General features: G+C 73.7%; 21 protein-coding genes. 10 read left to right on the top strand and 11 right to left on the bottom strand.

Annotation, left to right across the window (positions count from 1 at the left end; all coding sequences use genetic code 11):
- Positions 1-199: 199 nt before the first annotated feature.
- The 4 genes from BN344_RS07610 (at position 200) to BN344_RS07590 (ending at position 4,839) form a co-directional block, all read left to right on the top strand.
- Positions 200-1,519, top strand: coding sequence for a UDP-glucose dehydrogenase family protein (locus tag BN344_RS07610; protein ID WP_040337574.1), 1,320 nt, complete (start codon positions 200-202; stop codon positions 1,517-1,519).
- A 421-nt stretch (positions 1,520-1,940) separates the two neighbouring features.
- Positions 1,941-2,795: a hypothetical protein gene (locus BN344_RS07600; protein ID WP_231486580.1), complete on the top strand. Its 855-nt coding sequence runs from the start codon at positions 1,941-1,943 to the stop codon at positions 2,793-2,795.
- 161 nt (positions 2,796-2,956) lie between these two features.
- On the top strand, positions 2,957-3,952 hold the full coding sequence (gene rfbB / locus BN344_RS07595; protein WP_040337571.1) for a dTDP-glucose 4,6-dehydratase: 996 nt from the start codon (positions 2,957-2,959) through the stop codon (positions 3,950-3,952).
- Complete coding sequence (locus BN344_RS07590) at positions 3,949-4,839, top strand: SDR family oxidoreductase (RefSeq protein WP_051515623.1); 891 nt, start codon at positions 3,949-3,951, stop codon at positions 4,837-4,839. Before rfbB ends, BN344_RS07590 begins: the two co-directional genes overlap by 4 nt.
- A gap of 10 nt (positions 4,840-4,849) precedes the next feature.
- Here BN344_RS07590 and BN344_RS19865 read toward each other — a convergent pair whose 3' ends face one another.
- The 3 genes from BN344_RS19865 to BN344_RS07585 all read right to left on the bottom strand — a co-directional run bounded on the left by BN344_RS19865 (position 4,850) and on the right by BN344_RS07585 (position 6,069).
- Positions 4,850-5,017: a hypothetical protein gene (locus BN344_RS19865; RefSeq protein ID WP_155858782.1), complete on the bottom strand. Its 168-nt coding sequence runs from the start codon at positions 5,015-5,017 to the stop codon at positions 4,850-4,852.
- 104 nt (positions 5,018-5,121) lie between these two features.
- On the bottom strand, positions 5,122-5,289 hold the full coding sequence (locus BN344_RS19860) for a hypothetical protein (RefSeq protein ID WP_155858781.1): 168 nt from the start codon (positions 5,287-5,289) through the stop codon (positions 5,122-5,124).
- 42 nt (positions 5,290-5,331) lie between these two features.
- Complete coding sequence (locus BN344_RS07585; RefSeq protein WP_231486577.1) at positions 5,332-6,069, bottom strand: GAF and ANTAR domain-containing protein; 738 nt, start codon at positions 6,067-6,069, stop codon at positions 5,332-5,334.
- Between the two features lie 358 nt (positions 6,070-6,427).
- Here BN344_RS07585 and BN344_RS07580 point away from each other — a divergent pair, with 358 nt between their 5' ends.
- Positions 6,428-7,156: a GAF and ANTAR domain-containing protein gene (locus BN344_RS07580; RefSeq protein WP_040337570.1), complete on the top strand. Its 729-nt coding sequence runs from the start codon at positions 6,428-6,430 to the stop codon at positions 7,154-7,156.
- Between the two features lie 119 nt (positions 7,157-7,275).
- The gene (locus BN344_RS07575; RefSeq protein WP_040337569.1) at positions 7,276-8,547 is read left to right on the top strand and encodes a glycoside hydrolase family 5 protein; all 1,272 of its coding nucleotides are present in this window, start codon (positions 7,276-7,278) and stop codon (positions 8,545-8,547) included.
- Here BN344_RS07575 and BN344_RS18950 read toward each other — a convergent pair.
- Positions 8,544-9,332, bottom strand: a complete 789-nt coding sequence (locus BN344_RS18950) for an FkbM family methyltransferase (protein ID WP_166518197.1) — start codon at positions 9,330-9,332, stop codon at positions 8,544-8,546. The genes BN344_RS07575 and BN344_RS18950 overlap by 4 nt on opposite strands.
- A gap of 160 nt (positions 9,333-9,492) precedes the next feature.
- Between BN344_RS18950 and BN344_RS07565 the strand changes: the two genes are divergently transcribed.
- Genes BN344_RS07565 through BN344_RS07550 form a run of 4 tightly spaced genes read left to right on the top strand, consistent with a single transcriptional unit; the run spans position 9,493 to position 14,444 of the window.
- Positions 9,493-10,089 (top strand): YveK family protein, encoded by a 597-nt coding sequence (locus tag BN344_RS07565; protein WP_208091980.1) that lies wholly within the window; start codon positions 9,493-9,495, stop codon positions 10,087-10,089.
- A 38-nt stretch (positions 10,090-10,127) separates the two neighbouring features.
- Positions 10,128-11,729: a murein biosynthesis integral membrane protein MurJ gene (gene murJ, locus BN344_RS07560; RefSeq protein WP_040337567.1), complete on the top strand. Its 1,602-nt coding sequence runs from the start codon at positions 10,128-10,130 to the stop codon at positions 11,727-11,729.
- The gene (locus BN344_RS07555; protein WP_040337566.1) at positions 11,722-13,203 is read left to right on the top strand and encodes a hypothetical protein; all 1,482 of its coding nucleotides are present in this window, start codon (positions 11,722-11,724) and stop codon (positions 13,201-13,203) included. The genes murJ and BN344_RS07555 overlap by 8 nt, the downstream gene beginning before the upstream one ends.
- A gap of 23 nt (positions 13,204-13,226) precedes the next feature.
- Positions 13,227-14,444, top strand: a complete 1,218-nt coding sequence (locus tag BN344_RS07550) for a glycosyltransferase (protein ID WP_040337565.1) — start codon at positions 13,227-13,229, stop codon at positions 14,442-14,444.
- 7 nt (positions 14,445-14,451) lie between these two features.
- Here the strand turns inward: BN344_RS07550 and BN344_RS21005 are convergent, their stop codons facing one another.
- The 7 genes from BN344_RS21005 to BN344_RS07515 all read right to left on the bottom strand — a co-directional run bounded on the left by BN344_RS21005 (position 14,452) and on the right by BN344_RS07515 (position 20,951).
- A complete protein-coding gene (locus tag BN344_RS21005; protein WP_051515621.1) occupies positions 14,452-15,126 on the bottom strand; it encodes a class I SAM-dependent methyltransferase in 675 nt (224 codons plus the stop codon).
- Entirely contained in the window at positions 15,123-16,316 is a 1,194-nt protein-coding gene (locus tag BN344_RS07540; RefSeq protein WP_081788412.1) for a lipid II:glycine glycyltransferase FemX, read from the bottom strand. Before BN344_RS07540 ends, BN344_RS21005 begins: the two co-directional genes overlap by 4 nt.
- Positions 16,316-17,368, bottom strand: coding sequence for a lipid II:glycine glycyltransferase FemX (locus tag BN344_RS07535; protein ID WP_040337563.1), 1,053 nt, complete (start codon positions 17,366-17,368; stop codon positions 16,316-16,318). Before BN344_RS07535 ends, BN344_RS07540 begins: the two co-directional genes overlap by 1 nt.
- Entirely contained in the window at positions 17,365-18,054 is a 690-nt protein-coding gene (locus tag BN344_RS07530) for a sugar transferase (RefSeq protein ID WP_051515620.1), read from the bottom strand. Before BN344_RS07530 ends, BN344_RS07535 begins: the two co-directional genes overlap by 4 nt.
- Entirely contained in the window at positions 18,051-19,157 is a 1,107-nt protein-coding gene (locus tag BN344_RS07525) for a DegT/DnrJ/EryC1/StrS family aminotransferase (protein ID WP_197022249.1), read from the bottom strand. The genes BN344_RS07530 and BN344_RS07525 overlap by 4 nt, the downstream gene beginning before the upstream one ends.
- Positions 19,154-20,299, bottom strand: coding sequence for a Gfo/Idh/MocA family protein (locus BN344_RS07520; protein ID WP_197022248.1), 1,146 nt, complete (start codon positions 20,297-20,299; stop codon positions 19,154-19,156). The genes BN344_RS07525 and BN344_RS07520 overlap by 4 nt, the downstream gene beginning before the upstream one ends.
- 172 nt (positions 20,300-20,471) lie before the next feature.
- Positions 20,472-20,951 (bottom strand): hypothetical protein, encoded by a 480-nt coding sequence (locus tag BN344_RS07515; RefSeq protein ID WP_040337562.1) that lies wholly within the window; start codon positions 20,949-20,951, stop codon positions 20,472-20,474.
- Positions 20,952-21,074 lie beyond the last annotated feature (123 nt).

Below are 21,074 nucleotides of genomic sequence, written 5' to 3'. Positions count from 1 at the left end.
GATCCCTCACCCCAGGGGGTAGGGCGTGAGCGCATCCCGCGGCCAAACCGCCACGAGCATTGCAGGTCACACAGGTGGTGAGCGGCAGTCAGGCCGCTGACGGACCACCCGCTCGTGGCCTGGCCGGGCACCCCAATGGACCCGTACGGTTTGAGTGCCACGAGCCCGGCCGTGGCATTTCGGGGAACACGGAGGACCAGTGCGAATCTCAGTCATCGGCTGTGGCTACCTCGGCGCGGTGCACGCCGCGTCCATGGCGGAGTTGGGCCATGACGTCGTCGGCATCGACGTGGACCAAGCCAAGATCGAAGCGCTGTCTCAGGCTCAGGCACCCTTCTTCGAGCCCGGCTTCGAGGAGCTGCTCGCTCGCACGTTGGCCACCGGCCGGTTGCGGTTCTCCACTGATTTCGCGGATGCGGCTGGCGCATCGGTCCACTTCGTCTGTGTCGGCACGCCTCAGAAGCGCGGCGAGTACGCCGCCGACATGCGCTACGTGCAGGGTGCCGTCGAGTCCCTGATCGGTGTTCTGGGGCCGGGCGAACTGGTCGTCGGCAAGTCGACCGTTCCTGTCGGCACGGCCTCCTCCTTGGCGGAGCTCGTGACGAGCAAGGTGCCTGGAGCGCTGCTCGCCTGGAACCCTGAGTTCCTGCGTGAGGGCTTCGCCGTCCAGGACACGCTGCACCCCGACCGGCTGGTCTACGGACTCCCCTCCGGATCCGACGGCAATACCGCGCGAGCGCTGCTCGACGAGGTGTACGCGCCGATCGTGGAACGGGGCACGCCGAAGGTCGAGAGTGACTACGCCACGGCCGAGATGGTGAAGACGGCCGCGAACTCGTTCCTCGCTACGAAGATCTCCTTCATCAATGCCATGGCCGAGCTGTGCGAGGCCACGGGCGCCGATGTGAAGCTCCTGGCTGACGCCATCGGCTACGACGACCGCATCGGCCGCAAGTTCCTCAACGCTGGACTCGGATTCGGCGGCGGCTGTCTGCCGAAGGACATCCGCGCATTCATGGCCCGAGCGGGCGAGCTGGGTGCTGACCAAGCCCTCACGTTCCTGCGCGAGGTCGACAACATCAACATGCGCCGCCGCATCCGGATGGTCGAGCTGGCCCGTGAGGTCTGCGACGGCTCGCTGCTCGGCAAGCGGGTGGCCGTGCTTGGTGCGGCTTTCAAGCCCGACAGCGACGACATCCGCGACTCCCCGGCGCTCAACGTTGCCGCCCAGCTCCAGCTGCAGGGGGCCGTTGTCCGGGTGACCGACCCAGCGGCCGTCGAGAACAGTCGGCGGCTGTGGCCGCAGCTCGACTATGCGGAGACAGCGGAGGAGGCGGCCGAACGCGCCGACGCGGTTCTCGTGCTCACGGAGTGGCGGCAATACCGCGAGCTCGATCCGGTGGCGTTCGGCGAGGTCGTCGCACAGAAGCGCGTGCTCGACGGCCGGAATGCGCTGGACCGCGACGCGTGGACCGCCGCCGGCTGGGCGTATCGCGCCCTGGGGCGCCGCGCCGGATAGTCATCAGGGCGCCTGGAGCCGCACCAGAGCGCCCCAGTCCGTGCGACCAAGGGCCCTTGTGGGCGCCGCCGACCGCGAGCATCGTCCGGTCATGCCTTGGTGGGGCTGGGCGCTGCTCGCCTGGACGAGCACTGGAGTCGTCTGCGCGTTGTGGTGGGGGCTGGCCATCGCCAACGCCGAGGTCCAAGAGCTAGCGCAGCGCATCCCCGAGGAGGAGTCCGCTGGGCCGGAGGGCCACCGGCTAGCCAGCCGCGCTCTGGGCCAGTCAATGGGCAGCCGCGGCGGTCGGCGATGAAGGCTTCGTCCCGGCTGACTCACCAGCCCCTGACACACGGACGCGCGTGACGGGACATTCACGTTTCCACGTCAACCTGCCGATAGTGCAGGCGTGTGGTGGGTCTGGGTTCTGGCAGCAGTAGCCGTGTGGACGGCGCTCGCCGTCGTCGGCGGCGTCGTCCTGGGCCGAGGCATGCGCATGGCCGACGAGCGTGAGCTCCGGCCCACGAGCTGGTTGGTCCCCGCTGACCGGCCGGACGTCGCCCCCGCATGGCAGCCGACCGGCGCGCGCGCCCGCCGCCGCGCCGTGCCTCTTCCGCCTATCGGCGTCGGCCTCGCCGCGCTCGCCGTCGCGCTCGAGACCGCCGGCTTCGTCGCCCGTCTCCGCGGAGACACCGGTCCGATCGCTCGTGCCTTCTCCATGGACGCCGCCTACTCCGCGCCCCGCACGTTCGTCGCCGCACTCTTCGCCGCCGCGGCTGTCGCAGCCGTCGCCGGCGCAGCCCGCATGCCCGGCCGCCGCGCCTGGTGGCTGGGTGTCGGACTCGTAGCCGGAGTCATCGCCACCGTGAAGCTCGGCAGCACCGTTCACGTCAACGCCATGTCCTCGCTCACTGACGCTTTCGGGGACGCCGGTGCGCTTGTTGTCAGCGTCGCCGCGGCAGTCGCGGTGATCGGTGCCCTCTGGTTCCTCAGCCGCACCGAACGCCGTGACCGGCGCCGGGTTCTGGGCGTCCTCGGTCTCTACGCCGTTGCCTCGGTCGGTCTCTCCGCCATCTCTGCCTCCGTCAGCGGCGCGGGGGTCAACATCGCCGCCGCGGCCACCTACCTCGAGGAGTCCGGCGAGGCGCTCGCCGGCGTCGCCTTCCTCATGGCCGTCATGCTCGGTGTTGCTCCGCGTCTGGTGCTCCCCGCCGAATGGGCGCTGCGCCGCACGGCGGACGCCGAGACCCTGGACGCGCCGGTCTCCGATGTCGTACGGCGCCCCGCATCCCACTGACGGCGTAAGCCGGGCACCTGACTCCCTCGTGCCCCATCTGACGCACGGCCGCGCGCACGCCGCTGCCGGCGCGACTACCGTCGTCCACTGACCATTTCCCGCCGCGGCGGGACCCGGGTGGCGCAGCCGCGCTGGGCGACGACAGCGGAGGTTCTTCGACGATGCGCATGCTCGTCACCGGCGGTGCCGGATTCATCGGTGCCAACTTCGTGCACCAGACGCTGCGCGAGCACCCCGAGCACTCGGTCACCGTGCTCGACGCGCTCACCTACGCCGGCAACGAGGCGTCACTGGCGCCGGTCAAGGACGACATCGAGTTCGTGCACGGCTCCGTCGCCGACGCCGACCTCATGGACCAGCTGGCCGCCCGCCACGACGTCGTCGTCCACTTCGCGGCCGAGTCGCACAACGACAACTCGCTGCGCGACCCCTCGCCGTTCCTGCAGACCAACCTGATCGGCACGTTCACGATCCTCGAGGCGGTGCGCAAGCACGGCGTCCGGCTGCACCACATCTCCACCGACGAGGTCTACGGCGACCTCGAGCTCGACGACCCGGCCAAGTTCACCGCCGAGACGCCGTACAACCCGAGCAGCCCGTACTCCTCGACCAAGGCCGGCTCCGACCTGCTGGTGCGTGCCTGGGTCCGCTCGTTCGGCATCCACGCCACCATCTCGAACTGCTCGAACAACTACGGGCCCTACCAGCACGTCGAGAAGTTCATCCCGCGGCAGATCACCAACGTGCTCGCAGGCCTCCGCCCCAAGCTGTACGGCAAGGGTGAGAACGTGCGCGACTGGATCCACGTCGACGACCACAACTCCGCCGTCCACACCATCCTGGAGAAGGGCCGCTCCGGCGAGACCTACCTGATCGGTGCCGACGGCGAGAAGAACAACCTCGAGGTCCTGCAGCTCATCCTCGAGCTGACCGGCCAGCCCACCGACGCCTTCGACTCGGTCACCGACCGCGCCGGCCACGACCTGCGCTACGCGATCGACGCCACCAAGCTCCGCGACGAGCTCGGCTGGGCGCCCCGCTACACCGAGTTCCGAGAGGGCCTGGCCGCCACCATCGACTGGTACCGCGAGAACGAGAGCTGGTGGCGCCCGCAGAAGCAGCAGGTCGAAGCCCAGTACGCGGCCCAGGGCCAGTGATCCCGCAGAGCGCGATCGTCATCGTCGGCGCCAACGGCCAGCTCGGCCGGGCGCTGCAGGAGCGGCTGCCCGACGCCGTCGCGCTCGACCGGCAGGGGCTCGACGTCTCCGACGCCGCGGCCGTCCGCGCCCACGACTGGAGCGGCGTCCGGGCGATCGTCAACGCCGCGGGCTGGACCGACGTCGACGGTGCCGAGGACCCGGCCAACCTGGCCGCGGTGCGCGCGGCCAACGTCGACGCCGTCGCCCATCTCGCCGAGGCCGCCGACCGGGCCGGCGCCACGCTCGTCCACGTCTCCAGCGAGTACGTCTTCGACGGCACCCACCCCGGCCCCATGCCCGAGGACCTCACGCCCTCGCCGCTGAGCGTCTACGGCCAGAGCAAGGCCGACGGCGACCTCGCCGCCGCCGCGGTCGAGCGGCACTACATCGCCCGGACGACCTGGGTCGTGGGGGAGGGCCGGAACTTCGTCCGCACCATGGCCGGCCTCGCCGACAACGGCGTCTCCCCGCGCGTCGTCGACGACCAGATCGGCCGGCTCACCTTCGCCGGCGACCTCGCCGACGGCATCGTCCACCTGCTCGATGTCGGCGCCGACTTCGGCACCTACAACATCACCAGCGACGGCGACCCCGTCTCCTGGTGCCAGGTGGCCGCGGCTGTCTTCGCCGTCTGCGGCCGCGACGCCGCGGACGTGACCGGGATCAGCACCCGCGACTACCTGGCCGACAAGCCCGACTCCGCACACCGGCCGCTCAACAGCGTGCTCGACCTCAGCAAGATCATCGCCACGGGCTTCTCGCCTCCCGGCTGGCGCGACGTCATCCCCCGCTACCTGGACCGGCCCGAGCGCCGTCAGGCGCCGAGGCACCCCGGCACGGAGTGAGCTCCGCGCGTCAGGCTGTGGGGGCCGACGCCTGCTCGCGCAGGAAGCGCTCGACGCCGTCGGTGCGGAAGGGCGCCCGCGCGGTGTCGTCGGCCAGCCGGATGCCCCGGCCGAGCAGCACCGCCACGGGCAGGGCGAGCGTCACCCACGCGGCTCCCACCGTGATCACCAAGGCCATGTCCCATTCCTACGGGCTCGGCAGTGATTCTCCGTGATCCCACGCGGGCACAAAGTGACGAACTGGTCCGCTGTGGGCGGGAGCAGCCCCCAAAGAGTGCCTCGTCAGATGCCCGAGCGGATCTCGCCGCAGCGGCACGCGTAGAGCCCGTCCGGGCCGAGGGGGTCGTCGCCCGTCCTACGGAACCGGTGCACGTGCCACGGGGCGGGACGGCGGATGCTCGTCCGGCGCCGCGCCTGGGTCAGCCACGCGACCCGCTTCCGGAGGAACACGGCACCAGCGTGGCAGACCGCGCGCCTCGGTGTGGGTTCTGGCTAGTTCTGGCTGTGCGAGGTGCCGCTGACGCCGTCGACGAGGGACTGCGCGATGTCCCGCAGCTTGCGGTCGGACCGTTGCGATGCCGCCGCGAGCATGTTGAACGCCTCCGCGGCGTCACACCGGCGCTGGCTCATCAGGATGCCCTTGGCCTGCTCGATGACCGCCCGGCTGCGCATCGCGGCGTCCAGGTTCAGCGCCCACTCGCGCGTGGTCTCGTACAGGTGCATGTTGCCCACGGCAAGGGCGGCGTAGGAGGCGAACTCCCGCCCGGTGTCGCGGGCGACGTCGTCGAAGGCGTGCGCCTCCCGCGCGTAGAGGTTCACCGCGGCCTGGATGGACTCCCGGATCGGCGCCGGCACCGACAACGAGCTCAGCGACCCGCGCTCGATGCACACCTGGGTGTACTCGGGCCAGCGCCGCTCCTCCCGGGCGTCGGTCATCTCGCGGATCTCCTGACCGACGGCGGCCTCCAGGCAGGGGCCGTAGCCGTAGCCGTACTGCGACTCGTCCAGGTCGAGCGCCAGCGGTCCGGTGAAGCCGACGGTCGTCGGCCGGTCGTGGACGACGAGGCTGACCGAGGCCTCCGCCACTCCTGGGATGACCTGCTTGGCCAGCTCGGCGACCCGCTGCAGCAGGTCCTCCATCGAGGTGTTCTCGAACGAGACCCGCCCGAGTTCGGCGAAGGCGTCGCGGGCACCCTCGAGCGGGCGCGGAGACGGGATGTCGGTCGTCACGTACTGATCCAGCCTGTCGGGTCCGGCTGCCGAGGTGAGCCCTCGTCCGGAGCGCGCTCCCTCGATGGGGGCGCCGTGATCCCGAGGCCGCTGTCTGACCCGAAGACCGCCGAGGCGGTGTGCGGGTGAGAGTACCCGCCGACCGAGGGCACATGGCCCGTCGTGGTCAGCGACCCGGGCGGCCCCGCCAGCCCGCGGCTTTGGACTGGCGGGACCTGGGCCCCCGCGGCTTCCCGGGACCGGCCGACAGGGCCTGAGCAGCGATGTTCCCTGCCACGCCCCGCCCAACCTCGCGGCGTCCCCTCGTCCCGCGTCGTGGGCAGGCATCCACGGCCCCCGACGTCACTAGGCTCCCGTCATGTCAGCCCACGACACCGTCCCCGACCCGAGGCTCCACCTCGGCGACGCCATGAGCCGGGTGGCCAGGGAGCTCCAGGAGGAACACGGCGACGTCGAGGCCACGCTCCGGTCGATCACCGCCTCCGCCGTGGCCACGGTGCCGAATGCCGAGGAGTGCAGCGTCAGCTACGTGATCGGCCGCTCGCTGGTGGAGCCGCGGGCGTCGACGAGCGAGCTGGCGAAGGAACTGGACCAGCTCCAGCAGCAGCTGGAGCAGGGCCCCTGTCTGGACGCCATCTGGGAGAGCCGGCTGGTCCTGGTGGACGACATGGGATCCGAGGAACGCTGGCCCCGCTTCGCGGTGCAGGCCGCCGCGCGGGGCATCGGGAGCATGGTGTGCTTCCAGCTGTTCGTCGTCGGCGATCAGCTGGGTGCGATGAACCTCTACACGCGGACCCCGGGCGCCTTCGACGCCGAGAGCCGGGAGATCGGGCAGATCTTCGCGAGCCACGCCGCGGTCGCGCTGGCCGGGGCCGAGCACGAGGAGCACCTGCGCGCGGGGATGAACAGCCGCGACCTCATCGGTCAGGCCAAGGGCATCCTCATGGAGCGCCACCGGCTCACCGCCCAGCAGGCGTTCGGCGTGCTCGCCCGCGTCTCCCAGGAGCTGAACCGCAAGCTCGTCGACGTCGCGCTCGAGCTCACCGACACCGGCGCCCTGCCCGGCGACGGCGGCCGGCGCGACTGACCGCGGCCACCCGGCTCCGCGCGCCGCGTGGGCTGGTTCCGCGGCGCTCCGCGGGCGAGGATCGGTGCACGGGGCCGCCGGTCCCACCGCGACGCGCGACGGGAGCTCCAGGGACTGCCATGGCGACCAGCGGACGGCACCGCGCCGCGGAGCCGGTGTCCCGTCGCACGGCACTCAAGCTCGCCGCGATCGGCGCCGTGACCTACGGGCTGACCCGGAGCGGTGCGCCCGTCGAGCCGCCCGCGCCCCCGGCTCGCGAGGTGCTCCGCGGGGTGAACCTCAACGGGCCCGAGTTCGGCGTCGGGAGGAACCTCGGCGGCACCGGATCCGGCGACACGTTCTCCAATCTCGACCCGGGAACGCACGACGGCTCCGACCTGCGCGCATACCACTACCCGACCGACGGCGACTTCGCGTACCTCGCCGGGCGGGGCGTCGGGATGGTGCGTCTGCCGGTCCGGTGGGAGCGCCTGCAGCCGACCTGGGACGCCCCCCTCGAGCCGGCCGAGCTCGGCCGGCTCGAGGGCACGCTCGATCTCGCCGCCGCCCACGGGATCCGGGTGGTCCCGGCCCTGGCCTCGTACGGCGCGTACTGGGTGCACGAGGACGGCGTGGGTGTCCGGCGCGCCATCGGCTCCGCCCGCGGGCCCGGCATCGAGCAGTTCGCCGACTTCTGGTCGCGCCTGGCGACGGCGCTGGCCGGCCGCCCTTCCCTCGCCGCGTACGGCCTGACGGGCGAGCCGCTCCTCGACGCCGTCGACGGGTACTCCGCGACGGCCCTCTGGGAGCGCGCCGCGCAGGCCGCGTGCGAGGCCGTCGCCGCCGTGGACCCCGCGACCCCCATCGCGGTCAGCGTCTACGGCTACAACCTCTACACCGACCCACGCGTCTCGCACGGCGGCGGGCCGTGGATCACCGGCGTCGCCAATCCGATCTGGTACGAGGCCCACCAGTACTTCACGCTGGAGGACGAGGGCACCAGCTACGCCCGGGCGGTGGAGTTCGCCGAGTCCCTCGGGTACACGGCCGGGGACAGGCCCGACGCGCTGCACACCCGCGCGGTCGCGGAGATCGACGCCTTCCACTCCTGGCTGGAGGGGGAGACCGGCTACATCGGGGAGACCGGCTGGGCCAAGGACGAGTCCGCGGAGCGGTGGTCCGCGCTCGCGGCGCGGACCTACGAGCGGTTCAACGACTACGGCTTCCACGTCACCGCCTGGTGCGCCGGGGCCTGGTGGCCGCCCACGGAGAACCTGCTCGTCTACGGCGCCTCGCGCAGCACGTCCTCGGCCGCCGCCCTCGTCCTCGACACCGCCTACGTGCACGCAACGGTGATCGAGGACCCCGCCAACCTCACCCACCGGAGCCGGAGCGGGCTCGCCCCTCCCTAGCCGAGCAACCCCTCGACCGGCGTGCCCGCGCGGACGAACAGGAAGTCGCCCACGTACCCGTCCGGCATCCCGTAGGGCACGAACCCCTCGCCGGTGAACGCGAGCTGATCGCGCGTCACGTCGAACTCGGCCACCGGACGCAGCCCGCCGGGGAAGATCGCGTACCCGTCGTAGCCCCAGGCCTCGATGCGGTGGAACACCTCCCGGATGTCCTGCCGCTGGTGACGCTGCTCGATCTCGACGGCGAGGTGCGGTCGCGCGCGCTCGATGATGGACGCCGCTCCCTCGAGCACCGGCAGCTCATGCCCCTCGACGTCGCACTTGACGAACGTGACCCGCCCGGCCTCCGCACCCACGAGGTCGTCCAGGCGGCGGACGTCGACCGGGGTCTCGGTGTACTCGACGTCCCCGCTCCGATCGGGCGGCACCAGGGTGGCCAGCGCGTGGATCGGACGGCCGTCCTGCACCGGCACGAACAGCGTCGCGACGCCCGTGTGGTCCGACAGCGCCGCCGCGTGCACGGAGGTCTGCCCGGCGGTGGCCGCCCGCAGCATGCGCACGTTGTCCGGGAAGGGGTCGACGGCGTGCACCCGGCCCTGCCGGCCGACCCGCCGCTCGAGCAGGACGGTGTAGACGCCGCGATTGGCTCCGATGTCGACCACGACGTCCCCGGGACCGACGAGCCGGCGCATCAACGGGAGCAACCGGTCGCCCTGCCACGCCTTCTTGGCCAGCCGCAGGCGCGCGTTGAGCCGCGCCGGACCGCGGTCCAGCAGTCGTTCCACCCGGTTCATCGCACCGCCGCCCGGCTCGCAGGGTGTCCGCGAGGTCGCCGAAGCTAGCACGCGGTCCGGGATGAAAGACGCAGCTGAACCGCATAGGTTGCCTCTATCCGGGAGGTGGCGTTCCGCGCCCCGCCCGTCGGACAGGGGTGGGTGCATGGGCGTGCGCGTTCGCGATCACCGCTCCCGCCGGCGCGGGCAGGTGCTGCTAGGGCTGCTGGTCGTGGCGCTCCTGGTGATCCCATCGGCCGGGGCCGCCGCCTGGAGCTACTACCAGCAGCCGACGACGTACGCCGTCGAGGTCGACCTGCTCCACGAGCCCGGCGACGCGACCAGCGCGGAGGACGTCGACCGGCAGCTGGCCACCCACCAGGTGCTGATGCTGGGCCGGCCCCTGGTGGAGGACGCCGCCTCCTCGGTGGGACGCGACGCCCAGGCCCTGGCGCGCGACGCCAGCGTCCGGATCGTCGATGCCAGCAGCGTGCTGCGGCTGCGGGTCGTGGACCGGGACGCCGACCGGGCCCGCCGCACGGCCGACTTCCTGGCCGATCGCTACGTCAGCATCTCGTCCGGCCTGGCCTCGGAGTCCGACATCGGGCGGGTGAGCACGGTGATCCCGCCGGCCGTCCTCGACGACCCGGTCGGACCCCAGCCGGTGCGCGCAGCCGCCGCGGGACTGCTCGTGGGCCTGGTCCTCACCGTGGCCCTCATGGCGCTGCTGCGGTTCCGGGGGAGCGGGAACCGGCGCCCGGAGCCGTGACCCCCCACAGGCCCCCGCCGGGCGCGACCACGCGCCGGGTGGCGACCGACTCCGTGGTCGGTTCGGCCTGGATCATGGTCAGCCGGGCGACGGGCCTGGTCCGGATCGTCGCGGTCGCGGCCGTCCTGGGCCCGACGCAGTTCGCGGACCTCTACCAGGCCGCGAACACCGTGCCGAACCTGCTGTTCGAGCTGCTGGTCGGCGCGCTCTTCGCCTCGCTGCTGGTCCCGGCCGTGGTCCGGCACGTCGACGCCGGCGATCCGGTCGCCGCGGCCCGGCTGGCCAGCCGGTTCCTCACCCTGGCGGTCGGCACCGCCGTCGTCCTCACCCTCGCCGTGGTCCTCGCCGGGCCCTGGGTCGTCGGCCTGCTCCGGGCGGGCATCCCCGAGGGGGAGCGGGCGGTTCCCGGCGGATCGGCCTGGCTGCTCCTCGCCCTGCTCCTGGTGCAGGTGCCGCTGTACATGGTGGTGGGGGTGGCGGCCGCGGTGCAGCAGGCGAGCGGGCGGTTCGCCCTCGCCGCGGGTGCGCCGAGCGTGGAGAACGTGGCCATCACCGTCGTCCTCGGCGCGTACACCGTGCTCTTCGGCACCGGCCGGGCCGGGGAGCACGGGACGGCCGAGATCCTCCTCCTCGGGGGCGGGACCACGGCGGCGGTCCTGGCGCACGCGGCCGTGCAGTGGGCCGGTGCGCGCCGCTGCGGCGTCCGCCTGGCACTCGCCCGGGGCGGCCGGCGGGACCCGGAGGTCCGCGGAATCGTGCGCCTGGCGGTCCCGTCGGTCGGGCACGCCGGACTGACCGCCGCCCGCTACTTCTGCCTCCTGGTCGTGGCGGCCGCCGTTCCGGGGGGCGTCGTGGCGTTCACCGTCGCGTGGGCGTTCTACATGCTGCCCTCGGCGGTCACCGCCCGGCCGATCGCCCAGGCCTCGCTGCCGCACCTCTCGCGCGCCCACGCGGCCGGGGACGAGGCGGGCTATCGCGAGGGCTTCGACCGCGGGCTGGGCCTCGTGCTGTTCCTCGCCGTCCCGGCCGCCGTGCTCTACGCCGTCCTCAGCGGTCCGCTGGCCACCGTCGTCGCCTTCGGCGAGATGGCGACGCCGGCCGGCCGCGAACTCCTGCAGCACTGCATGCTCGGGATCAGCCTCGGCATCGTGGGTCAGGCGGCCTTCGACGTGGCGACGCCGGCCGCCTACGCGCGGGGGGACGCCGGACGTCCGCTGCGCGCGGTCGCCCTGCGGGCGGTCCTGGCGGTCGCGGGGATGCTCGGCAGCCTGGCCCTGCTCGACGGGCCGGCGCTGCTGCTGGGCGTCGGCCTGAGCATCGCGGTCAGCGACCTCGTCGCCGCGGCGTTCCTCTGCTGGGCGATCACGCACCCGCTCGCCCGCGGGACGTCGTCCGCCGTCCCCACGCTGCTGCGCACCACGGGTGCGGGCCTCGCCATGCTGCCGGTCGTCCTCGGGGTGCGCGCACTCGCCGGAGAGGTGTCCGGACGGGGCGAGGGGCTGCTGGTGATCCTGCTCGCCGGCGGAGCCGGGGCCCTCGTCTACGGCGGCGTCCAGTGGGCGCTGCGGTCCCCCGAGCTGGCCGGGATGCTGGCGCTGCTGCGCGGGCGGGGCGCGGTCGCTGGCCGGGGCCATGGCTGAGCCGCTCACGGCCGGCGGACCGGTCCACCGGCGGGACCTCCTCGTCGGTGCGGTGCTGCTCGCCTTCGCCGTGCTCCTCGTGCCGGCGGTGGCCGCCCGGCCCGTGGCCGCCGTGGTGCTCGCCGGTGGAGCGCTGGCGGTCCTGCTGGCAGGGCTCTGGCCCGCCGGGGCGGTGATCGCGTACCTGGCCCTGGCCCCCCTCGTGGCGGGCTCGGACCGGGGGGCCGTGGTGCCGGGCCTGCGGCTCAACGAGGTCCTGCTCGTGCCGCTCCTCATCGGGGTGGCCGCCGGGCTGGTCGTGCGCTGGCTGCGGGCGGGGCGGGCGGTTCCGTACCCGCGGCAACCGCTGGACCTCGCGGTCGTCGCCGTCGGCGTGGCCGGCTCGGTGTCCCCGCTGCTGGCGATGTTCGCGCGCGGGCAGGAGATCACCACCGACGACCTGCTCTACGCCGTCTCCTGGTGGAAGCTGCTCGCCGTCTACACCGCGGCCCGGCTCGTCCTGAGCACCCCGCGGCTGGCCCGCCGGGCCCTCGTCGCGGTGATGGTCTCCGCCGGTCTCATCGGCGCCGTCGGCGTCCTGCAGGCGCTGCGGGTGGGCCCGGTGATCGACCTGCTGGCCGCGCTGCTCCCGCTGCCCGAGGGCGGCTACACCCTCGACGGTGGCCGGGCGACCTCCACGCTCGGCAACCCCGTCGCCTACGGCGTGGTGATGATCTACGCCGGCATCGCGGCGGGAGCGCTGGCGGCCACCACCCCCCGCGCGCGGCCGAGGCTGCTCGCCGTAGCGGGGGCCCTGACCCTCGGCGCGGTCGCCTCGGGGCAGGCCTCGGTCCTCGTCGGCGTGGTCGTCGCCGGCGTGGTGTTCGCGCTGGTCACCGGGATGGTGCGGGACCTGGCGCTCGCGGGCTCCGGGCTGGGGCTCGTCGCGCTGGCGCTGCTCCGGCCGGTCCTCGACGCGCGCCTGCAGGACACCGATCCCTCGACCGGGCTCCCCGAGTCCTGGACCGGCCGCTACGGGCGGTGGGAGAACCTGAAGCAGTACTTCCTGCCCGACATCGCCGCCGACTTCCAGTGGGTCCTCGGTGTGCGCACCGCCGCCCGTGTCCCGGGCCGCGAGCGCTGGCGGGAGTGGGTGTACATCGAGAGCGGGTACGCCTGGGTCGTGTGGACCGGTGGAATCGTGCTGCTCGCCGCGGTGATCGCCCTGCTCGTGGTGATGGTGCGGACCGGCCGCCGCCTGACGGCCGAAACCGAGCCGGCCGCCGTGGCCGTCGGCGTCCTGCTGACGACGGTGGCCGGGACGCTCGCGGTGCTCATGCTGTTCGACCCGCACCTGACGTTCCGCGGGGCCGGGGACGTGCTGTTCGTCCTGCTCGGCCTGGGCGGCGGCGTGGTGGCGTGGACCCACCGCGAACCGGCTCCCCGGCCGACGACCGGGGAACCGGCACGCAGCGGCTCCGGGCCCGCAGGATGACGACCCGACGGAGGAGGTGGCACGTGCAGTTCCCGGCCGTCCGGCGCCGGACCGCCCAGCGGTCCGCGTCGTCCCACCGCGTCTGCATCGTCCGGCAGCGCGACTACTACGAGCTCTCCCTGCGCCGGGAGACCGAGGCGCTGCGGGACGCCGGGTTCGACGTCGACGTCGTCTGCCTCCGCGAACCCGGTGGCCCCGCCGTCGAGGTGATCGACGGGGTCACCCTGCACCGGCTCCCGCTGCGGCGGCGGCGCGGCGGCCCGCTGAACTACCTGCTGGACTACTTCTCCTTCTTCCTCGCCGCCACCGTCACCGTCGCGCGGCTGCACCTGCAGCGGCCGTTCCGGGCGGTGCAGGCCAACTCGATGCCCGACGTCCTCGCCTTCACCGCCCTGGTGCCCCGGTTGCTGGGCGCGAAGGCGATCGTCTTCCTGAAGGAGCCGACACCCGAGCTGGGGGAGACCAAGTACGGCTCGCCGCGACTGGGCCGCGTGCTGCAGGCGGTGGAGCAGGCAGCCCTGCGCTACGCGGACGGCGCGATCACCGTGACCGAGGACCTCAAGCAGGTCTACGTCGGTCGCGGCGCCGATCCCGGGAAGATCGCCGTGGTGCTCAACGGCCCCGACGCCCGGCACCTGCTGGAGCACCGCAGCGACTCGGCCCGGCCCGATCCCGCGTACTTCACCGCCGTCTGCCACGGGCTGGTCGACGACCGGTACGGCCACGACCTCATGGTGCGCGCGGTGGCCCTGGCCGCCGACCGGGTGCCGAACCTCCGGCTGCGCATCACCGGCACCGGCGACTACGTCGACGAGCTCCGGCAGCTCGTCGAGGCCGAGGGGGTGGGCGACCGCGTGCAGTACCTCGGCTGGGTGGACATGCCGACGCTGGTCGGCGAGCTGCAGCGGGCCGACGTCGGGATCGTCGCGCAGAAGAGCTCTCCGTACTCCAACCTCGTGCACACCAACAAGATGTACGAGTACATGCTCTTCGACCTGCCCGTCGTGGCGAGCCGGCTGCGGTCGACGGCCCGCTACCTGGACGACGACGCGGTGCAGTACTTCGAGCCGGGCTCCGCCGAAAGCCTCGCGGAGGCGCTCGTGGCCCTGGCCCACGACCCCGAGCGGCGGCGGTCACTGGTGGAGACCGCGCGCGACCGCTGCCGGACGCTGAGCTGGGAGGCGCAGAAGCCCCTCTACCTGGCGGCCTACGAGCGGGTGCTGGGCGGGTTCCCCACCTGAGGGCCGGTCAGCTCGCCGGGGTGACCTCGTACAGCCGGTAGGAGTTCGAGCTCGACCACTCGCGTCCCGGTCGCCATCCGCGCACGGCGCGCACCTGTCGGACCCGCCCCGTCGCCAGCAGCGCCGCCTCCTCGACGGGGTTGCCGTAGGCGATGAGCAGCCGCCGGGGGTTGCGGTCCACCGAGGCCAGCAGGCGGTGCGCCACCGCCTCGAACACCGCTCCGCGGAAGGGGTTGTAGAGGTGGGCGACCGTGACCGTGTCCGGGAGTTCGGCCGTCCGCGCGTCCCCGTGGACCAGCCGGACCTCCGAACCGCGGAACCGGTCGCGCAGCGTGGCCACGTTCCGCTCGGCGACCGTGTGCAGCGCCGCCGAGAGCTCCACGCCGTACACCGCCCGGAACGGATAGCCCATGGCGGCCTGCAGCACGACCCTGCCCTTGCCGGACCCCAGATCGACGAAGACGTCGTCCGGGCCGACCAGCCGGGGCGGCAGGATGCGGCGCAGCGCCAGCAGTCCGGCCGGTCTGTACTCCATGCTGTCCGGCTCGGAGATGCCCGCGTCGGCGGGGCTGACGACGCCCTCGGTGTCCACGCCGTACCGCCGATCGAAGAGAGCGGTGCGCGCGGCGTCCCGCGCACGCACGTAGGGAGGCCGCACGACGGCGGAGAAGAGTGCTCTCACGACGCCGCGCCGGGGCCGCGACCGCCCTGCCGCCCGAACGGGCTCCCGCCGCGGGCGGTGCGCTGGGCGGCCTCGAGCAACCGCGCGCCGGTCGCCGACCGGCGGGCCACGTCGTAGCCGAGCCGGACCACCCGCGACGAGAACATCTCGACCGGTTCGGGGCAGCGGTAGGGGACGCCGCCGAAGCGGGCCTTGTACCGGTCCGGTCCGGCGAGGTCGTCCAGCCGCGGCGCACCGGGGCCCAGCAGGGCGGGAACCGACTCGGGCAGCAGGCCGCCGAAGTCGAACCAGCCGTAGCCCTGATCCTTGGCCCACCGCATCGCCGTCCAGTAGACGGCGGCGGCCACGTTGAGCCGGGCGGCCTCGTCGCTGCGGTCGAGCCCCACGAGCCGGGCCTTGAGCACCGAGCCGGAGCCGGTCAGCAGCGCCATCGCCACCGGGCGACCGTCGACCTCGCCGACGAAGCTCACGACGTGGCCGTCGACGTCGAGCTCCGCGACCATGCCCTGGAGGTAGTCGTGTCCGAGGGGGACGAAGCTCTGGTGCTCCGCGGTCTGCGCGAGCAGCGCCGAGAGGAGCGGCAGGTCGTCGGCGCACCCGAGCCGGACGGTGACGCCGCGCTGCTCCCAGGTGCGGGTCCAGCGCTGCAGCCGGCGGCTGAGCCCGTGCAGCAGGACCTCCTCGTCGACACCGAGATCCACGTGCAGGGACGCCGCCGGTGCCACCTCCGCGGCGGAGGACCGGAATCCGGCGCGACGCAGCGCGGCGGCGGCCGCCTCGCCGCCCTCCGCCGGCTGCACGAAGAGCACGCGGGTCCGGTCGCGGGTCAGGGCGCGCAACCCGTCGGCGACCGCGTCGACGACCTCGGTGCGCGTCGCCGCCTCCGGTGCCACCAGCGGCCCGTAGGGCACGTAGCCGATCTCGCCGACGAGCGGCAGCCGGCGCACGAGGACCTGGGCGCCGGCGACCAGGCGGCCGCCGTCCTCGACCAGGACGTACCGCGCCCCGTACCCCACCTGCGCGCGGACCCTCGCCCAGGCCGATGTCTGCGCGACGTCGGAGAGCGGGCAGGCCTGCACCAGCCCGTCCCAGGCGCGCAGCCGAGCGCCGTCCGGCCGGTCGACGACGCGCGGCACCGGGCGGGAGCCTCCCGCGGGCGCCCCGCCGTCCGCCGTGGCTGCCGTCGTCATCAGCAGAAGTACCGGTAGAGGGCGGCGCCGCCGCGCGCGGTGACGTCGTCGGGTACGTCGGGGTCGGTGAGCAACTCGGTGACGACGGACAGGAGCTCCTCGACGTCGAACCGGCGCCCCAGTGGCGGCCCCCCGACGTTGAACGTGCGGATGCGGCGCTCGACGGCCGCCCAGCCCGCCTTGTAGTGGCGCAGCCCCGGCTGGTCGAGGTCCGACAGACCCCAGTCCAGGACGCGCAGCCCCCGCTCCACGGCCCACCGGATCAGCTGCCAGTGGATCGCGTCGTTCGGTCGCAGCGGCAGGAACTCGGCCCGGGAGGCGCCGAACTTGTAGTAGACGACGTCCTGCCAGACGAGGTACATGGCACCGGCGACCGGCCGGCCGTCGACCATCGCCAGAGCCGTGAGGACGCCGTCCGACGGAGCGAAGGCCGTCCAGATCCGGTCGAAGAACTCGCGCGGCTGGGCCAGCAGCCGGTACTTCCGCTTGCGCAGTTCCACGTGCAACGTGTGCAGCTCCCGGACCGCCCCCACGGAGTCGCTGAGCACCACCTGGACGCCGGACCGCTCGGCCGTCGCGATGTTGCGGCGCACCTGCGGGCGCAGCGCGGCGTGCAGGTCGTCCGGTCCCCCGGTCAGCGGGGTGGCGTGCCACGCGGCCTCACCGGTCAGCGCCAGCCGGCCGTCGTCGACGATCGGCGAGCCGTCCAGGCACCGCAGGGTCAGCGGCAGGTCGCCGGCCAGGGCCTCGTCGGCCACGGCGGACCAGGCCGCCACATCGGGCACGATCGGATCGGCCCGGTCGCAGAACGGCAGCGCGATCCGCCGGCGGCCGCGCAGGTCGTCCACGTCCGTCCAGGCGAAGCCTGCTCTCGGCCGGCCGGACGCGTCCAGCTGCACACGGGCCGCCGGCGTGAAGCCGTAGGTGTCGCTCACCGCGGTGAGCCAGGGCGGGGACGTGAACAGACTGCCCCCCGGGCTGCTCACCAGCTCCCGCCACAGCGGGTCGGTGCGGGGGTCGACGTGCCGGGTGCCGGCCGGTCCGGCGGTCATCGGGCACCGTCCCCGCGCAGGAGGGCCGGCACGGTCGCCAGCAGCAGTCCGAGATCGCGCCGGAGACTGCGGGTGCGCACGTAGCGCACGTCGAGCTCCAGCATGTCGAGGGTGCCGACCGTGCTGCGCCCGCTCACCTGCCAGAGGCCCGTGAGGCCGGGGCGGACGTCGAACCGCTCCGCGTACCGCTCCGGGAAGAGGTCGGCCTCCCACGGCAGGCAGGGCCGCGGCCCGACCAGCGTCATGTCCCCGAGCAGGACGTTCGCCAGCTGCGGCAGCTCGTCCAGGCTGGTCCTGCGCAGGAACCGGCCCGGGCGGGTGATCCGGTCGTCCTCGGCAAGCTTGGTGCTGCCGTCGCTGGACGTGCCCTCGCCGCGCAGCTCGGCGGCGATCAGGGCGCGGTGCGGTCCGTCGTCGCCACCGACGCGCATGGTCCGGAACTTGTAGAGAGTGAACGGGCGCCTGCCGAGCCCCACCCGCTCCTGGCGGAGCACCGCCGGTCCGGAACCGTCCGACCGGATCCAGGCGGCGACGGCGAGCGAGAGCGGCGCCGTGACGGCGAGCAGGACGGCGGAGACCGCGACGTCGAGGACCCGGCGGACCCACTCGTCCCACCGGCGCGGGGGCGGCCGGTGGCGCGGGGCCGGGTGGTGTGCGGGCCGGGCGAGCGCGTGCCGTGGGGTCATGCGGCCACCTGCCGGAGGACGGCGCAGATCCGCTGCACCTGCTCGGCCCACAGGTTCGGGGACATCGGCAGCGAGAGGATCTGCTCGGCCGCCTCCTCGGCGACCGGCAGCGGCCCGTCGGCGAACTCGGCGAACGCCGGCTGCCGATGACAGGGCACCGGGTAGTGCAGGCCCCAGCCGATGCCGGCGGCGTCCAGCGCCGCGATCGCGCGGTCGCGGTCGGCCGTCCGCACCACGGCGAGGTGGTGGACGGGCTCGGACCGGGGGTCCTGGGTCAGCGGCCGGCAGCCGGGCGGCAGGCCCTCCCGGTAGCGCCGCATCAGCGCCCGGCGGAGCTGGTTGTCCGTGTCGAGATAGGTGAGCTTCGCGGTCAGGAAGGCCGCCTGCAGGGTGTCCATCCGGCTGTTCCGCCCGCGCAGCTCGTGGACGTGGCGCCGGTCGACCGCCCGGCCGTGGTTCGCCAGCTGCCGGACCCGCCCGATCAGCTGCTCGTCGCGGGAGACGACCGCCCCACCGTCGCCCAGGGCGCCGAGGTTCTTGCCCGGGTAGAAGCTGAAGGCCGCCGCGAGACCGACGCTGCCGGCCCGATGGCCCCCGAAGCGGGCGCCGTGGGCCTGGGCGGCGTCCTCGATGAGCGCCAGTCCGTGCCGCTGCGTCAACGGCACGAGCCGGTCGACGTCGGCCATCTGACCGAACAGGTGCACCGCCACGACCGCTGCCGTCCGGGGGCCGACGGCGGCCGCCACCGCGTCGGGATCGACCTCCAGCGTGTCCGGCTGCACGTCGACGAACCGTGGCCGGGCGCCGACGGCGCAGACCGCCTCCGCGGTGGCCACGAACGTGTTGGCCGGCACGATCACCTCGTCGCCCGGGCCGATGCCGGCCGCGGCGAGGATCAGCTCCAGCGCGTCGGTCCCGTTGCCGACGCTCACGCAGGACGCGGTCTCGCAGTACTCCGCGAACCGCGCCTCGAACACCTCGACCTCGGGACCGCCGACGAAGCGGCCGTGGGACAGCACGGCCTTCCAGGCCACGTCGAGGTCCTCGCGCAGCATCTCGACCATGCCCCCGACGTCGAGGAACGGGATCGCCTGGCCGCTCACGACGCCACCCGGGTCGCCCGGGTGCGGTCGTCGCGCTGTTCCCCCACGTCGGCGTGCTCGGCCGCGATCGACTCGTCGGTGGCGGCGAGCACCCGGACGACGTCCAGCCCGCGCTCGCCGGGCGTCCGCGGGACCGCGCCGGTGCGGATGCACTCGACGAAGTGCTGGTCCTGGACGAGCAGCGGCTCCTCGAAGGCCACGTACGGGGAGACGATGTCGCCGGTCCGGTAGGTCACCGGGAGGGCGTGCGCCGCCTCGGGCCCGTCCATCTCCTGCACGTCGACGCCGATGTCGTAGACCCGGATCCGCTCGTTGTCCGACATGTCGTCGTAGACGGCCATCCGGTGCTCGCCCACCACGGTCACCTGCCGGACCTTCTTGGGGGTGAGCCAGCTGACGTGCACGTACGCCCGCGTCCCGGACCGCGGGAAGTCGAAGCGCAGGTGGGCGACGTCGGCGTGCTGCCGGCTGATGTGGCTGTGTGCCCACACCGTCGCGCCCGCCGGCATCTCGTCCAGCACGAAGGACACGATCGAGATGTCGTGCGGCGCGAGATCCCAGATGACGTTCACGTCGCTCTGGTAGCGGCCCAGGCTCAGCCGGGCGGTGTCGACGTAGAGGATCTTGCCCAGTTCGCCGGACCGGACGAGGTCGCGCAGCTTCCAGACGGCCGCGTTGTACTCGAACGTGTGCCCGACCATGAGGCAGGCACGCCGCCGCGCCGCGGCCTCGACGAGGAGCTCCGCGTCCTCGACCGACGTGGCCAGTGGCTTCTCCACCAGCACGTGCCTGCCCGCCTCGAGGGCGAGCAGGGCGAGCGAGACGTGGGTGGCGGGAGGCGTGGCGATCACCACGGCGTCGACGCTGTCCAGCACGTCGTCGAGGCAGGCCGCCAGCCTGGCCGAGGGGAACTGGGCGGCCGCCTCCGCGAGGCGTCCGGGCACGCCGTCGACGATGGTCACGTCCACGCCCGGGGTGCTGCTGAGGACGCGCACGTGCTTGGAGCCCCAGTAGCCGTAGCCGACGACCGCGATGCGGTCACGGCGGACGGCGGCGAGGCGGGGAGGCACGGGTCGCATCGACGGGACGTGCTCGGGCTCCCCGGCACGGGGAGCGGTGGGTGAGTGCGCTGCTTGACTCATCGGACTGTCCTTGTCTGGGGTGCGTGCTGATGCGCGGGGCTCGCCCGGCCGGAAGGGGCACGGGGAGCGCTCGCTGGCGGTGGTGCGCAGGGCGCGACCGACGACGGAAGCGCCGGCGGGTGCAGGCAGCAGGCGGTGGCCGGGTCCGCTCAGGCGGAGCCGGCCCGCCCTCTCATCCGGGGCTGGTCGTCGGCTCGTCGGCGCGGCTCAGGAGGCGGCCGCCGACGTCCGGGCCCGGCGGGGGTGCTGCGCCCATCGCCGGGAACGTGCCATGGGTGCCGAGGACCGCGCACGGGACCGACGGCCCCGAGCCGGAACCCCCGGTCGACGACGTGCCGGAGGACCCACCGGAGGAGGCCACCCCCGGCGCGAGCGGTTCGTGGGCGGGCGCATCGCGGTCGCCCGAGCCGAACAGCCCGGCGGTCCGGACGGGGGCAGTCGTGGAGAGCCGGGGGGCGTCCGGTGGCTGGACCGCGTCGGGTGGCTGGACGGCGTCCGGTGGCTGGACGGCGTCCGGTGGCTCGGCCACGTGCGCGTCGGCACCGTCGCCGGTCCCGGCGGCATGCGGGGAGGCGGGGGGACCGGTGCTCGCTGTCGGCCCGACGCCCGATGCGGCGGTCTCGCGCTCCGGGTCGGAGGCCGGTGCGGTCACGGGCCGTGCGTCGGCCGGTCGGGTGGAGTCGTCCGGGCGGCCGGCGGCGTCAGGCGATGGTCCGGCGTTCGGGAGCGGGCCGGCGTTCGGGGGAGGTCCGGTGTCCGGCAGGGGGCCGGCGCC

Origin of the sequence: Candidatus Blastococcus massiliensis AP3 (assembly GCF_000582785.1) — a bacterium.
Classification (GTDB): Bacteria; Actinomycetota; Actinomycetes; order Mycobacteriales; family Geodermatophilaceae; genus Blastococcus; species Blastococcus massiliensis.
This window is presented reverse-complemented; position numbering and strand designations above follow the sequence as displayed.